Genomic DNA, 15036 nt, shown 5'->3' with positions numbered 1-15036 from the left:
AAACGATTGTCTCTGGCACCATATCCTACAAAACCTTTCAATATTACTTTCTTGCTGAAGTCCGTATTGGTTCTGAAGCCCAACTGAAAACGGTTGCCTTCAATGTTATTGTATGAATAGCAGGTCAGGTACGGACCGATATCAACCTTACCCACTTTTTTATATCCATTGATTGCTATATCCAGTATCTCGATATAACTTTTAATAATAGGCAGGTTGCGGAGTGTATCAATCATTTTGTACACCATTGGATCTGTTTTTCTTGTTGTATCCTGATAGATTGTATTCCAGAAGGCTTCATCACGCTCCTGCGCATCTTCCTTTACTTCTATACGCTGATCAAAAAAAGAATTAGCTCTTGGTTTATTGACAACCGGATCCTGAATGTTGGAGTAAAAAGTAGCCACCATACTAGGGACTTGTTTACCGAGATCCTGCAAGTCAAGCGTAATATGAAGGGACGATGGCAACCATGCTCCTTCTGAGGTCTGGAGCAAATCCTGTTTAAAGAAAATCTTATCTATGTAATTCAGGTTTGCTTCTCTGGATATAGATGCATCAATTTTACGCAAGGCAAAAGTGCTATCAGCAATCCACATGGTGCCGGTAAAGGCCAGATCCTTTTCCTGACGTGGCTTGAAATTGATTTCATAACACCACAGGGAATCAATGTACATGCTATCGATCAATTCATATTCATAGAAAATATGCCAGCTATCACTGATCGGTGAAATAAAATCCTTGCCAAGAATGTTCAGATAATTTTGATAAAAATTATATTCCTGGAATGTTGAACCCAATACCTGTGACAGCAGACTCCCATCATCCATACCTATACCTTCAACCTTTACGGCTTTTATGACTTCTTTGGATACCGTTGGATTGGTTCTGTAATAATAATCAGAAACAGTTTCAGACATCAACACCGGAATCATCGGTTTACCGTCAGCATCCTGCAGTCCTTTCATACTGTCGAGCACGCCGGCAACCTGCTGCATAATTTTCTTTTCACGCAGTTCGTCGCTGATATTGTTCACATAAATCTCTGTGCGGTTATACGTTTCATATTCATAGCCGCTGAGCTTACGTTTATCGTTTGCACTTTTATGATCAACCACAGACCGTAAAATACGATAAGCAGGATTTTCACGCGGAGTAATGACAATTTCTTCTCCGGTAAATTCTTCACTGAGAAGAACAGTCAATACAATTGTAGATTTATTTCTGGGTAATGGTATAACTTTGGTTGCATACCCCATGCTGCTAACCCATAATGAATCTTGGTAAGAAGGCAGCTCTAATTCAAAGGTCCCGTCATCATAGGATGCTGTACCAAAAGCTGTACCTTTGATGTAGATGGTCGCAAAAGGGATTGAATCTTTGGATAGAGAGTCCTGCACGGTTCCTTTAACTGTAATGCTTTGCGCAAACAGATCCGGATAACAAAAAGAAAACAGCAAGAGGGTAACAAAAAAATACTTTTTATAAAAACATTCTAAGTGATCGCTAAACAGATGTTTTTTTAGTTTAGATATCCTCTTAAACAATGCCTTGAAAAATATATCTGCCAACTTGAATTTCTATTGAATGACTAATTTTATACAGAGTTACATAAAATTAGAAAAAAAAGGGCTCATTCAATCATAAAACGCAATTAATCTTTGGGCCTATTTGTTAACAGATCAATTAATTCCTTGTACTCAGCGGCATTATGCGCGTCGCAGCCTTTGACCTTAATGTCGTTGAACTTCGACGTTGTATGCACAGTGATTTCCGAAGATGGCAGTAATGTTTCTTCTCTTACGGTGATTCCGGTTATCTCACTATATTTCAAACTTTCAATAAACGGATCGCCGTGCCTGCCTATTCCTACATAGTACACGCGCTGGTCTGTGGTAACAATGAATCCAATCGTATTCTTAATAGAACCTTCCAAAAAATACAGAATAGTTTCCTCAGGTTTAAGGCTTTTAAGGAAAATATCGAAAGCAATAGCGGCTGTTTGGGGTACATAACCTAATTGCGTTAATCTGGTATTGATTTTTTCTTCTATTTTCATACTTTTCTCGCTCAAGTTAGTATATCCAGTTATACGGTTACCTTTTTTAAAGGTTTAGTATTAACTATGATTTACTAATTAAAATTCAATTCAATTGTAGATCCCGCGGCGTATCCATCGTCCTTTTTCGATTTATCCACAGCAGTTTTTGCTTCCAGGCGGGATATAGAGTTGATTTTATTTGTTCCGAGCTTGCTTCCTATTGATTTCCAACCTTTTACTTCTGAAAACTCATCCATGGAAACAATCATGGTAGGGTTTGTCACATATTTGCCTTTTGCAAAATCAATCTTGATTTTAGGCTTGTTATCGGTTGAAACAAACAATACATGATTACCTTTTCCTTCCGGAATAAATGCAAAACGTTTGCTGACAGTTGTTGTCTCCAGTTTGAATCGCTTAATGTAATATGTTTTAGACGGAACATCCAGATACAAGGCTGAAATAATGCTTTCAGGATTGTACTTTTCTATGAAAAGCAGCTGATCAGCATCATAACGGTTGGTCAGCTCAAAGCCTGTAACTTCATAATTGCCGTCTTTATAAATAGCCAGAATTTTTTCTTCCGGTGAGAAGGTACCAATCAATTTACCTTTACTGTCGGTATTTAAACGACCTACGGTATCATCATACCAGATTTCAGTTCCGGAAAGTGTTGATTCCCCTGCTGTTTTAAAGGCGATTTTTTTAACCGGATATTTAGTAAGGATATTTCCTTGTGTATCTCTTCCTTTAATTTCCACTTCGCTGAAATCAAAATCAAAGACTTTGATTTTCGCTTTTGTCGAAGGTGTCAGCGTAACAGTAACCGTTTCAGCTTCTCCATTCGGATTCGCTGAAAAGTATAATATCTTTGATGCTTTATTCGCTTTAACCAGTGGATATTCTTTTTCACGGGTAACACCAAGTACATTGAAGCGTTTCACCATGGTATTACCACTGGCGCCATCCAGGGAGATCAGGTTGTATACCATACGCTCATCTCCTTTTCTGAAAATACCTGCGTATAAAATATCTTTTCCAACGAACACTTTTTCTCCAATCTTTTTAACGACACAAATTCCATCACGACGGAAAACGATTACATCATCGATATCCGAACAGTCGCAAACATATTCATCCTTTTTCAAACCAAAGCCGATAAAGCCTTCAGCCCGATTGATGTATAGTTTCTGGTTGTTTGCTGCAACAACCGTTGCATTGATCACATCAAATGTTTTGATCTCTGTTTTACGCTCTCTGCCTTTACCATATTTTTTCAATAGTTCAGCATAGTAAGCGATAGAGTAATCAATGATATTAGCCAGGTTGTGTTCAACTTTTGCAAGCTCATTGGAATAACCACGCATCAATTCATCGGCTTTGAATGAATCAAATTTTGAGATGCGCTTGATCCGGATCTCCGTTAAACGGACAATATCGTCTGTGGTAATGGTTCTGTAGAACTGCTTTTTATATGGATTCAAACCTTTGTCAATGGTCAGAAGAACATCTTCCCAGGTTTCGCAATCCTCAATTTTACGGTATATTCTGTTTTCGATGAATATTTTTTCAAGGGAAGAAAATAAAATTTTCTCCTGCAATTCATTTCTGCGGATCTCCAGTTCCTGTCTTAGTAAATCTACTGTCTGGCGTGTGCAGATACGCAGAATTTCATGCACGCTCAGGAAGCTTGGCTTTTCATCAACAATCACACAAGCATTGGGAGAAATAGAACTTTCGCATTCCGTAAAGGCATACAAGGCATCAATGGTAATACCCGGATCTGTACCCGGAAGCAATTGTACCTGAATCTCAACTTCCTTAGCTGTGTTATCAACGACTTTCTTGATTTTAATCTTTCCTGTGTCATTAGCTTTGACAATGGATTCAATCAGTGAAGTGGTAGTTGTTCCGAATGGAATATCTTTGATGACCAGGGTCTTTTTATCAAGTTCTTCAATACGCGCACGCACGCGCACACGGCTTCCTTTCTGACCTTCATTGTAATTGGTAACATCAATAAATCCTCCGGTTGCAAAATCCGGATAGATTTCAAATTTCTTATTTTTAAGAACAGCAATAGAAGCTTCGATCAGCTCACAGAAGTTGTGCGGTAATACTTTAGTCGACAAACCTACTGCGATACCTTCAACACCCTGTGCAAGCAGCAATGGAAATTTAACGGGCAATGTAATCGGCTCTTTTTTACGACCGTCATAGGATGCCTGCCATTCGGTAGTATCTTCATTGAACACAACATCCAACGCAAATTTGGATAAACGTCCTTCAATGTATCGCGGAGCAGCAGCACTATCTCCGGTACGGATATCCCCCCAGTTTCCCTGTGGTTCGATCAGCAGGTCTTTCTGCCCCATGTTTACGATGGCATCTCCGATGGATGCATCACCATGTGGGTGATACTGCATGGTAGATCCAATGACATTGGCAATCTTATTAAACCTGCCGTCATCCATCACTTTCATCGCATGAAGGATTCTTCGTTGAACAGGTTTTAATCCATCGTTAATATGTGGAACCGCACGTTCCAGAATAACGTAAGACGCATATTCCAAAAACCAGTTTTCATATAAACCGTTAACATGCACTACATCATGTATGTGTTCGTTTTCAGATTGATCTTCGGATGAATTATTAGTAATATCTTTTGCCATTTCTTTGGAAATACCTTAAATCGAATACTAAATTTACTCAATTATAACTTTCGAATCTATCTCATGTGGAAAACTAAGAAATTTTACCTCCTGCTGGCAATAAGTGCTGCAAGCCTGCTTGTATCCTGTAACAGAAACGAAATCAGCTGGATCAAAACATCAGACTGGAAAAAAGATTATAAAGGTTGCGATGGATACAGAAAATCTCTAATCCCTGTAATTGAGCAACGTAAAGATGAATTACTGGATAAAACGGATGCTTTTTTCTTTCATACACTGGGAAAAGCCAACCGCGTATCGTACAGCGAACGTGGAAAAAAAATCTTTTACTATTACCTCACGCCCGGCGCACAGTGTGATAAAATGTCTGGGAAAACAAATTGTTTAACCGTTGAATTTGAAGCCTTAGGTACTTCCAGAATGATTTATTTGGAGGAAATATAATTCCGTTAAACCCGCGGAAGTATAATAATAAATTCAGTCCCCTCACCTACTTTACTGCTTACATCAATGGTGCCGCCCAGTTTAACAACGGCCTTCTTTACAATGTACAAGCCTAAACCGGTATCGTCCTTGGATTCTGTATTCCCACGGTAAAACATATTAAAGATCTTTGGCAAGATAGATTCCGGTATGCCCAGACCATTGTCTTTAAAACTGATCCGGATATTATTGTCCAACTCTTCAATGCGGATTTCTACATGCAGATTTCTTTTTCTGTCTCGGTACTTTAATGCATTTTCGAATATATTCTGGTAGATGGATTTGATCGAAAAATTATCTGACTCAAACGGTTTATCAAGCAGATTCTGATAAACAATCTCAACATGCTGCAAGCCGGTTGTGCTTACAAAGCGCTCAACAATATTGGCATGAATCAAATCAAAATTAATTTCTGACTGCGGTAATATCTGGTTTTGAATTTTTGTAACGGAGTTTAAATCGGAAATATTTGATTCCAGATTCGACAACTTCTTTTTTATCAATTCAAACAATTGTTTTTTATCACTTGCATCATCTGTCAGGCCCAGATTACATAAGCCGTCAATAGTACGTAGCGGGCCTCTCAGATCATGAGAAGCACTGTATAAAAACAAATTCAGTTCTTCTGACTTTTCTTCCAACTGTTTATTTTTTTCTTCGATCTGGTAAGTTCTTCGCTGTACTTCCAATTCCAGTTTGTTATTCATTTGTATCGTCAAGGTATTCTCAAGCTTGATCCGCTTGAAACGTTCGGTAAGAGCCAGTGTCATAAAAATACTTTCACAGGCAATTCCATAGTACAAGGCAAAAAATCCGAAACCGCTTATACTGCTGAATGCAACAACAGATAAATAATAAATGATATAAGATATTGTCAAAAGCACCAATCCTACAATCATGAATTTTGAATCAGAATTATTCTTCTTATATGAATAAATAGCGACTGCAGAACAAAACAACAATGCAAACAATTCAAAATGAAACGTCATAAGAGTATTATCCTGATACATTACAACAGCGTAAATAAGCCGCAGGAAAATAACTGCTTTAACCAGCTTGAATATTCTTTTGTTCAGCGATGCTTTGAAATAATAATATGTATACAACAATAAAAATACGGCCAAGGCAGTACGCGCTATATTTTTAAAGATCTCTGAATATTCCGTATAATATGGGGTTAAAAAGAATCCGGTACCATCCCGGTAAGCCATATGAATGATCTGTGAAAGAATAAATAAACAATAATATAAAACTACTTTTTCTTTCAGGATCGTGTAATAAAAAATATTATAGATCAATACAAAAAGCATGAACCCGTAAAAGAGACCGAACTCTAAGTTTTCTTTTAAAAACGACGAAGCGAATTTTTCTGAAGAATAAAGTGCAAACTCATAATAAAAAGAAGAACTATTCTTCAGGCGGATAAAATATTGCTTTGTTTCATTGGGCTTAATACTGACGCTGAATACCGGCTGCTTATGCTCGATCAAACGATCATATAAACTTTGATTATTTCTGAATGTGGTAATCTTTTCAACGCCATTTTGAACTTCTACAAAATCAATTTCATTCAGGGTAAAATTATACGAAACCAGATACCAGTTTATATTTTCCGCTGTTGCATTATGAATTTTAAACGTATACCAATAACTAAAATCTTTTTTCTTATTTGTGAAATATTTTGTCGATAAGCGATGCTCTGTTTTATTCACTGGATTCCATAACCTTGAAAAACTACTGTCAATATGTACAATACCTGTAGAATCCGTTATCTGTATAGGTTCTAAAGCGGCAGCCGGAAATACATATGAGAAAATGAATAAAAAAACAAGAACAGTATGAACATTCAAAGCTCGTTTAATATATGTTTGCTGCCAGAAATTCATGTAATAAATATTTGTTGAAATCAGTTTGCAAGCATTCCTGCTACTTTTGTTTCCCAGGCTTTCTGTTTATCCAACAGAACTCCATGATTTGTTTCTTCATCATACTTCAATTGAAACGCCCGCCATTCTTTCAACAATTTGGACGACTCGGAATTAATTGTACCATCACGGATTGTTTGTTCGCTTACAATTTCATTCAATCTCTTCCGGATGATACGCGTATATAATTCTGTAATATCAAAGTGTAATTGTTCATGCGCGAGCAGTTGAAGCGAAGTTTTATCTTTTGACCAGGACAATTTTGAATCAAAATAATTTTTCACTTCTATGGAAGCTTTTCCATTAACAAACGAGGCGCTCATCTGGATATCTGTATAGGTCAAAGCGGCGGCAGACATTGTTTTCACAGGCTTTCCATTAAAATCATTCCAGGTCAGTTTCCTGTTTTTCGACCAAGGAAATTGTGTTCATTTAATGAAAAGCCCCCCAATAAATTAAAGAGAAATGTAACCGCCAGCAGTAATATTTTCATCCCGGTACTATAAGTTAGCTAAAGTTAATGAAAGCAAACGATTTATAAATATCCTCTGTTAACACAGCAGCCGAAATACTATTGCAGCAAGTATTCATATTCCTTCCGGTTTGTAAAGACTGTATAAAATTCATTTTTTTGAAGTAATATATATTACTGATTTACAAACGGATGTAATATAAAAAGCCCTGATAATTGAATTTACCAGGGCTTTCCATAAGAAAAATAAATTTTCTATTTCACAATCGTTACACTTCCTTCAAGTTTATATGGGCCCTTGAATTCCTGGGAATCGCCTTCATAGGTGATTACCCACGGATAAACTCCGATAGGCATTACTTCTCCCTTATAAACACCATCCCAATAAGCATCCTTATCTACGCTTTCAAAAATGATTTCGCCCCAACGGTTAAAGATTAATAATTTAAATGTTCCGATATGAATACCGTAGGTCTTGAACTGATCATTTGTACCATCATGGTTTGGACTGAACGCATCTGCTACAAACAGCTTAGGCGGACAAAGTTCCCGTACGGTAGTTTTTGCCGTGCTTGAACAATTCACATCACTGGTAACTGTTATTGAATACACGCCTTCACTTTTAACTTTTATTGACTGTGTTGTTTCTCCACCAGGGCTCCATGAATAAGCATAAGCTGTACTTGCTTCCAAAAGAACTTCTCCATCGGATTCTGGACAGAATTTATAAACCGCCGGAATCGTTACAACCGGGAACGGATTTATCTGAACATTCATTTCTGAATTTCCTTTACAATTTTCTGCTGATACCTGTAACTCATATTTACCTGCCTTATCAATTTTAATCTGAGATGCAGTAGATACTACAGCACTATTGTATTTCCATTCATAACTCAACGGATATCCATTAAGGTCTCCGGCATTATCTGGTAAACCATCAAGCATAAAATACTTATTGCCGCAGATACTTGTATCTGTTAAAGACAGAACCGGATCAGGAATACCTGTTACCAAAAAGCTATCTTCTGCCGAACAATTGTTTGCATCTGTAACAGAGATATAATACTTACTTAATCCTGCAACAACATTGATAGAAGCTGTGTTTGTATTACCCGGCAGGATAACACCATTATTCTGCCAAACATAATATGCATTCGGTATACTGGTTGTTGTTACAGATACTGTTGTCTGCTCACAGGATTTAAAAGCATCCGGAGTAACAAGCTCCGGATTCTTGAATACATTGGTTACATCGGTAGCGGTACATCCGCCGCGAGTATAGGTGATGCTGTATTTACCTTTATCTGTAACGTTTAATGTATAGCTATTCTCTCCCGTTAAAATAATATTATCCTTTTTCCATACAGGCAATTCCGGCGCCGGATCAGTAATAACCGGATTGGCATTCAATGTCATACCACCGGTAATACAGAACGGCCCTCCCAACGCAAATACCGGCGGCTTGAACGCATCTACTTCCACTGTATCTTTATTGCTGCACCCATAAGAGTTAAGCGCTTTTACAATCAGCATGCTATCCGTATCGGCGACCACTGTAACCGTTTGAGCAGATGATAAGGTTGTACCATTCTTATTCATCCAGGTGAATACATCACCAGGCGCTCCAGCAGCTGTAAACGAAACAGAAACACCGCTACATACAATTGTATCTTCACCTGCATCAACAACCGGTAGTTTATGGAAACGAATCACCACATCGTCAGAAACAGCATTACACGGTGCATTGCTATTGGATGTCATTTTAAGAATCACGCTGTCCGATTCAATTTCAGTAGCTGTGGGATGATAAACTGTATTCAGGGATGTTGGTTGGGTGAACGTGCCGGCGCCACCACTCCATTTAAAGCCCAGTGCACTTGTGCCACTACCTGTCAATGATACAGACACTGCCTGATCCGAGCATAAATCCTGGTCGATACCTGCATCAACCGTTGGTGGTTGTACAAATTCAACCTGTAAACTCTGTAAAACATTCGCACACGGAGTTTTACCATCTACTTCAATCGATAAATTCACAGAGCCGGCACTCAGCTCTGCAACAGAAGGTGTATATTTTGTTGTTAAAGCACTGCTGGCTGAAAAAGCACCGTTCCCACCTGACCAAATTACAGTTGAGTAATTCGAAGCTGCTGCCTGCAATGTAACATAAGAAGATGTTGTACAGATTTTGGGATTTGGGTTTACAGTAAGCACCGGCGGCTTGTTAATGATAACCGAACTGGTAGAAGAATCAATACAGCCAAGCGTACTTGTATAAATATATTTCAATGAATATGTTCCTGCTTTTACTGGAGTCAATACGCCTGCCGAAGTAATGTTGGTTCCTTTAAATACGCCACCTGTAGGAGCTACAAGAGTACTTATATCCACTGCTGCCCCTCCTTCACACAAAGGATTTACAACCGGAAACTGAATAACCGGTAAGGTGTTTACATTGAAATCTATTTCGGCCGTATCTGTGCCTATCGTTGTATATTTTATCACCGCATAAAATTTGCTGCCATTGGACACATTCACTTTAGTTGGGGTTGCAATTTTATTGGCATTGCTGGCCGGCTTGGCTGAATGCCAGGACAGTACCTTTGCTAAAGCATTATACGCTGTTATCTTGGTATTGTAACTTGTTAAGTCTACATTATTTCTGGTCTGAGTACCTTTAACAGACTCACATAAATTATCTGAAATCGGAACCGGTACACACCTTTCCGGAATAGATGTTGATACTGTTATCGGACATGGATTATCCGCTATAGGCGTAAGCTTCAGCGTATATTTACCCGATTTGTTCGCAGTAATATTTTGTGTGTTATTCGGTCCTACAATTCCCGGCCCGCTCCACTCGTATGCAGCAAAATCATCCGGTCCGTACAAAGTAACATCTTCGGCACCGCAAATGGTTGGCGGTATTTTAGTATCAAGGAATGAACATTTTGCATCCACGTACGCATAACCCAGGTGCCCACCACGTGAACAATCGGATGCGATGAATTGAATGGTAACATTCTGTCCTTCCAGCCCCAGTAAAGGAATGGAAACCGTTGTCCAATCCCTATAGTACAAATTCAGATACTGGTTATCATTATTGGTGTTATTATCGTTCGGATTATAATTCGGATTCAATACCTGCGTATAAGTAAAATTCTGGATGGGAGGTTTTGCAATCGCCGTATAGGACGCACATGGAATTTCCTTACCATTTTTATCATACATACGTACTCTGAAATAAGGTCTTTCATAGTCTCCATGATTTCCCGGATCTTCCAGAACGGCTGCATACCGGTATGTGAAAATGTTATTGGTTGCAGTAACCAGAAATGTCTGCTGAATCAATGTTGCATTTCCCCCGTTCACATAATTTTCAAGACGCATGGAATAGTTTCCGCCTGGTGCAACAACCGGCAACGTTGGTATATAAGGGTCCACCATGGTAGCATCCATGATGGTATGTCTTGTTGGTACAAAGTTGTTAACCAGATTACATGGAATAACATTTTGGCAGGCATTTCCTGTAAAGCCCTGCCAGCCGGCAGTGGTGCCGGATTCAAAATCAACATTCTCACACGGGCCATTGATAGACAAAGGCATGTTGGGAGATCCTGATTGCTGGATTGCAAATATTGTCTTTTGTTTTAAAAATTCCGGATACGTGTTGATATACTTTTGTGTTAAAGCATTAACATACTGACCAATATTGTTTTTGGTAATTGTTCCGAATTCAACCTGTTTGAAAAAATCTGGTCGCTCATCCGGATACTTATACATTAGGAACTTCATAAACAACTCAATATCATCCGGTGATACCTGTGTTTCAGCCGTGATCTGTTTGCGTACAGTGATCATATCAATCGATTCCCATAAGTCTTCAGCAAGATGTTTTGGATTTTCACCTGATGTAACTTCCTGTGCATTCAATCTGAGTGATAAAAAAAGGATTACCATGCAGCTGAAAAAAACTCGAATAGAGTAAATGTACTTCATAGAAATAATATTTTAGTTTACCATGAATTCAGTACTATTTATTACATTTGTAATTTACAAAGAATAAATGTAATATTTACTATTTCACATAGGATTTTTCCACAATACTTATTTTTAAATATTAAGGCTTTTTTCTGAATCAGCAATTTTAAATTATAATTATATATCTGAATATAAACATATTAAAAACATACAATTATTCATTTAGATTTAGCTTGTTAGCAAAACTCATATAACTCAGCAAAAACCTATCTGAAAAGGAATATTGAGCACTTTCAGTCAATATTTAAAGATATTTCAACAAAAAATAACATCATCAGATTAGTACCAAAAGTAGAATTTCGTTTCTCTTTCCGATTGGTAATGCATGCAAACCTGATTAACTTGCAGCATGCTTACAAACAGACAACTGTTCCTTGATCACCTGGCACAAACATCGGATTCTCCTCTGGCGCTTCAGATTGAAAGAGCTTCAGGGGTATATATGTATGGAGAAAATGATAAACGCTATTTAGATCTGATTTCTGGTATTGGGGTAAGTAACATCGGACATTGCCACCCCAAAGTAGTACAGGCTATTCAGGAGCAAAGTTCAAAATACATGCACCTCATGGTTTATGGAGAATTTATTCAGACGCCTCAGGTAAGACTTGCCGCTCAACTGATTGAAACACTTCCTCAAAATCTGGATGCTGTATACCTGGTTAATTCTGGTAGCGAAGCTACGGAAGGTGCATTGAAGCTAGCGAAACGCTATACCGGCCGAAGGGAAATCATTTCCTGTAAAAATGCTTATCACGGTTCTTCCCACGGGGCTTTAAGCATCATGGGTAATGAATTTTTTAAGCAGGCTTTCCGCCCGTTGCTTCCGGGCATTAAACATATCGGATATAATAATCCTGAAGACCTGTCGCTTATAACAGAGCAAACAGCAGCAGTTGTTGTAGAAACGATCCAGGGTGAAGCAGGGATACGTGTGGCTGATAAGGATTACATGCAGGCACTCAGACAGCGTTGTAATTATACAGGTACCTTGCTGATACTGGATGAAATTCAGTGTGGCTTCGGAAGAACCGGTACGTTCTGGGCATTCGAGCAGTATGGAATAACACCTGATATCCTGTTAACAGCAAAAGGCATGGGCGGCGGGATGCCAATCGGTGCATTCATTTCTTCCAAAGAAATCATGCATACACTTTCTCACAATCCGGTATTGGGACACATTACAACGTTTGGAGGGCATCCGGTAAGTTGTGTAGCAGCAAGCGCATGTATAGAGGTAATTCTGGAAGAAAAGTTAACCGAACACGTAAGCAGAAAAGCAGATTTATTCAAAAAGCACTTCAATCACCCGGGTATTAAAGAGATACGGAACGCAGGATTGATGATGGCTGCAGAGTTTGAATCGTATCCGGTACTGAAAAAAATCATTGACCATGCCATTACCAAAGGCATACTCACAGATTGGTTTTTATTTTGTGATAATTCGATGCGGATCGCACCACCATTGATTATAACAGATGAAGAAATTATAGAGGCCTGCGCTGTACTATCAGGCTGTTAACAAAAATCCCTTCCATGTCTGGAAGGGATTTTTAGTTATAAATATTTTTTAATGGAATTAGCTATTTCTTCCATTTCAGCCTGTGGTACTTTTAATTTTTCGCGGGTGAAATTAATATCCTGAACTGATTGTAATGGTATCAGGTGTATGTGTGCATGGGGCACTTCCAGTCCAATAACGGCAACGCCAACACGCTTACATGGAATTGCTTTCTCAATGGCAAGTGCAACTTTTTTAGAAAACAACATCATTTCAGCTAATAAGCTATCTTCTACAGCAAAGATATAATCAACTTCTTTTTTAGGCACAACCAGTACATGTCCTTTTGCTAACGGAAATACATCCAGGAAAGCAACACAGGTATCCGTTTCCGCAAGAATAAATCCCGGAATTTCTTTTGTAATGATCTTGGTAAAAATACTGGCCATACAATATTATCTTCCGATGTCTAATATTTCAAATTCAATCTTACCTGCAGGTACGTCTACAATAACCGTTTCGCCCACTCCTTTACCAAGCAGGGCTTTACCGATCGGTGACTTCAATGAAATTCTGCCGGATTTTAAATCTGCTTCTTCTTCTGAAACAAGCGTGTATTCAACAGTATGACCGGTCTTCTTATTTTTTATTTTTACTTTTGTTAGAATAGACGCTTTGGAAGTATCAATCGTACTTTCATCCAGTAAACGTGCATTGGAAACAATTTCTTCTAACTTTGAAATTTTAAGTTCTAATAAGCCTTGAGCATCCTTTGCAGCATCATACTCAGCATTTTCACTTAAATCACCCTTGTCACGCGCTTCAGCAATCTGAGCCGCGATCTGAGAACGACCTTTCGTTTTAAGATGGTTCAACTCATTTTTCAATTTGTTTAATCCCTCTTCCGTGTAATAAGATACTTTACCACTCATAACTAATAATATACTTCCGACTATATAAAATAAAAAAACGGTGCACCCGTGCGTACCGTTTAGACAAAGATAAGAATAGTTTTGCTATTCTTCAACTCCCTATTGTTATTATGTTGATATCATTATAAAATCGTGCTGGTGTGCCATTGCATGATTTTTTTGCCTAAAACCTCACTGATTTTGCGGTAAGATTCAAAAGTCCAGCCGGCAATATGCGGTGTTAAAATTACCTGATCATTTTCTTTTAAATCAGAGAAAATTTTTGTTTGTTCTTCAGTGAACGTAGATAATTTTTCGTTTTCCAATACATCCAGAGCAGCACCACGCACTTTACCTGATTTTAGCGCAGCTGTCAGATCCTTTAAATTGACAATCTCTCCTCTAGCCGTATTGATCAGCCAGAATGGTTTACCTACAGCATCTATAAATGCTGCATTGATCCAGCCCTTCGAGAAGTCATCCAGAGGAATGTGCAAACTGATGATATCAGATTCAGCCTGTAAGCGCTCAAGACTTACCTGCTCGGCATGTTTACAGGAATAATTACGACGGTATTTGTCATAGGTAATTATTTTACATCCAAATGCACTGAGTCTTTGAGCTGTTTCCCGGCCCATGTTTCCGTAACCGATTATCCCCACAGTCATGGAGCTCAGTTCATGCCCACGGTTTTCTTCACGAAGCCAATGGTTATTTTTTACTTCATTATTCGCCTTTACAATATTGTTCAGCAGTGCTAAAATCATCCCTACTGTCTGCTCGCCAACGGCTACTTTGTTTCCTTCGGAAGCATGGAACAGCGCGATACCTTTTTGCTGCAATGCTTCTTTATCAATATTGTCAACGCCTGCTCCGGCTCTGCCAATGAACTGCAGTTTCGGACAGGATTCGATGATCTTTCTGTCGACCCGGAATTTACTTCGTATGATCAGTCCTTCGTATTGAACAAGTGCTTCAATACATTTTTCT

At 38.5% G+C, this 15036-nt stretch carries 11 protein-coding genes; 2 read left to right on the top strand and 9 right to left on the bottom strand.

The annotated features are described in order from the left end of the window. The 3 genes from ACTHJT_RS10715 to ACTHJT_RS10705 form a co-directional block, all read right to left on the bottom strand. The coding region (locus ACTHJT_RS10715; RefSeq protein WP_440238016.1) for a DUF5686 family protein at nucleotides 1-1460 on the bottom strand (1460 nt) is incomplete at its 3' end. Between the two features lie 194 nt (nucleotides 1461-1654). Beyond that, nucleotides 1655-2059 (bottom strand): PH domain-containing protein, encoded by a 405-nt coding sequence (locus ACTHJT_RS10710; protein WP_440238015.1) that lies wholly within the window; start codon nucleotides 2057-2059, stop codon nucleotides 1655-1657. Between the two features lie 74 nt (nucleotides 2060-2133). Beyond that, nucleotides 2134-4713, bottom strand: coding sequence for a DNA gyrase/topoisomerase IV subunit A (locus ACTHJT_RS10705; protein ID WP_440238014.1), 2580 nt, complete (start codon nucleotides 4711-4713; stop codon nucleotides 2134-2136). 63 nt (nucleotides 4714-4776) lie between these two features. On the opposite strand from ACTHJT_RS10705, the gene ACTHJT_RS10700 reads away from it, so the two are divergent. Continuing rightward, on the top strand, nucleotides 4777-5157 hold the full coding sequence (locus ACTHJT_RS10700; protein ID WP_440238013.1) for a hypothetical protein: 381 nt from the start codon (nucleotides 4777-4779) through the stop codon (nucleotides 5155-5157). 5 nt (nucleotides 5158-5162) lie between these two features. Here ACTHJT_RS10700 and ACTHJT_RS10695 read toward each other — a convergent pair whose 3' ends face one another. From ACTHJT_RS10695 to ACTHJT_RS10685, 3 genes are all read right to left on the bottom strand, one after another. Then, on the bottom strand, nucleotides 5163-7082 hold the full coding sequence (locus ACTHJT_RS10695) for a 7TM diverse intracellular signaling domain-containing protein (RefSeq protein WP_440238012.1): 1920 nt from the start codon (nucleotides 7080-7082) through the stop codon (nucleotides 5163-5165). A gap of 20 nt (nucleotides 7083-7102) precedes the next feature. Then, nucleotides 7103-7480: a DUF922 domain-containing protein gene (locus ACTHJT_RS10690; protein ID WP_440238017.1), complete on the bottom strand. Its 378-nt coding sequence runs from the start codon at nucleotides 7478-7480 to the stop codon at nucleotides 7103-7105. A gap of 368 nt (nucleotides 7481-7848) precedes the next feature. Beyond that, nucleotides 7849-11592, bottom strand: coding sequence for a gliding motility-associated C-terminal domain-containing protein (locus ACTHJT_RS10685; protein ID WP_440238011.1), 3744 nt, complete (start codon nucleotides 11590-11592; stop codon nucleotides 7849-7851). Nucleotides 11593-11983: 391 nt separating this feature from the next. On the opposite strand from ACTHJT_RS10685, the gene ACTHJT_RS10680 reads away from it, so the two are divergent. Next, the gene (locus ACTHJT_RS10680; protein ID WP_440238010.1) at nucleotides 11984-13156 is read left to right on the top strand and encodes an aspartate aminotransferase family protein; all 1173 of its coding nucleotides are present in this window, start codon (nucleotides 11984-11986) and stop codon (nucleotides 13154-13156) included. A 35-nt stretch (nucleotides 13157-13191) separates the two neighbouring features. Here ACTHJT_RS10680 and ACTHJT_RS10675 read toward each other — a convergent pair whose 3' ends face one another. The 3 genes from ACTHJT_RS10675 to ACTHJT_RS10665 all read right to left on the bottom strand — a co-directional run. Beyond that, on the bottom strand, nucleotides 13192-13584 hold the full coding sequence (locus ACTHJT_RS10675; protein WP_440238009.1) for an HIT family protein: 393 nt from the start codon (nucleotides 13582-13584) through the stop codon (nucleotides 13192-13194). 6 nt (nucleotides 13585-13590) lie between these two features. Then, the gene (gene greA, locus ACTHJT_RS10670) at nucleotides 13591-14067 is read right to left on the bottom strand and encodes a transcription elongation factor GreA (RefSeq protein ID WP_440238008.1); all 477 of its coding nucleotides are present in this window, start codon (nucleotides 14065-14067) and stop codon (nucleotides 13591-13593) included. Nucleotides 14068-14189: 122 nt separating this feature from the next. Beyond that, nucleotides 14190-15036, bottom strand: an 847-nt coding sequence (locus ACTHJT_RS10665) for an NAD(P)-dependent oxidoreductase (protein ID WP_440238007.1), incomplete at its 5' end; no start/stop codon positions are given.

It is taken from the genome of Cytophaga sp. (assembly GCF_051961495.1).
Taxonomy (GTDB): domain Bacteria; phylum Bacteroidota; class Bacteroidia; order Cytophagales; family Cytophagaceae; genus Cytophaga.
The sequence above is the reverse complement of the archived record's forward strand: the minus strand, read 5'-3'. Positions and strand labels throughout refer to the sequence as shown.

What these genes read in the sequence shown, in the direction of transcription:
- ACTHJT_RS10695 (WP_440238012.1), bottom strand. Translation starts at nt 7,082, where the DNA reads ATGAATTTCTGGCAGCAAACATATATTAAACGAGCTTTGAATGTTCAT.
- greA (WP_440238008.1), bottom strand. Translation starts at nt 14,067, where the DNA reads ATGAGTGGTAAAGTATCTTATTACACGGAAGAGGGATTAAACAAATTG.
- ACTHJT_RS10680 (WP_440238010.1), top strand. Translation starts at nt 11,984, where the DNA reads ATGCTTACAAACAGACAACTGTTCCTTGATCACCTGGCACAAACATCG.
- ACTHJT_RS10690 (WP_440238017.1), bottom strand. Translation starts at nt 7,480, where the DNA reads ATGTCTGCCGCCGCTTTGACCTATACAGATATCCAGATGAGCGCCTCG.
- ACTHJT_RS10700 (WP_440238013.1), top strand. Translation starts at nt 4,777, where the DNA reads ATGTGGAAAACTAAGAAATTTTACCTCCTGCTGGCAATAAGTGCTGCA.
- ACTHJT_RS10675 (WP_440238009.1), bottom strand. Translation starts at nt 13,584, where the DNA reads ATGGCCAGTATTTTTACCAAGATCATTACAAAAGAAATTCCGGGATTT.
- ACTHJT_RS10685 (WP_440238011.1), bottom strand. Translation starts at nt 11,592, where the DNA reads ATGAAGTACATTTACTCTATTCGAGTTTTTTTCAGCTGCATGGTAATC.
- ACTHJT_RS10710 (WP_440238015.1), bottom strand. Translation starts at nt 2,059, where the DNA reads ATGAAAATAGAAGAAAAAATCAATACCAGATTAACGCAATTAGGTTAT.
- ACTHJT_RS10705 (WP_440238014.1), bottom strand. Translation starts at nt 4,713, where the DNA reads ATGGCAAAAGATATTACTAATAATTCATCCGAAGATCAATCTGAAAAC.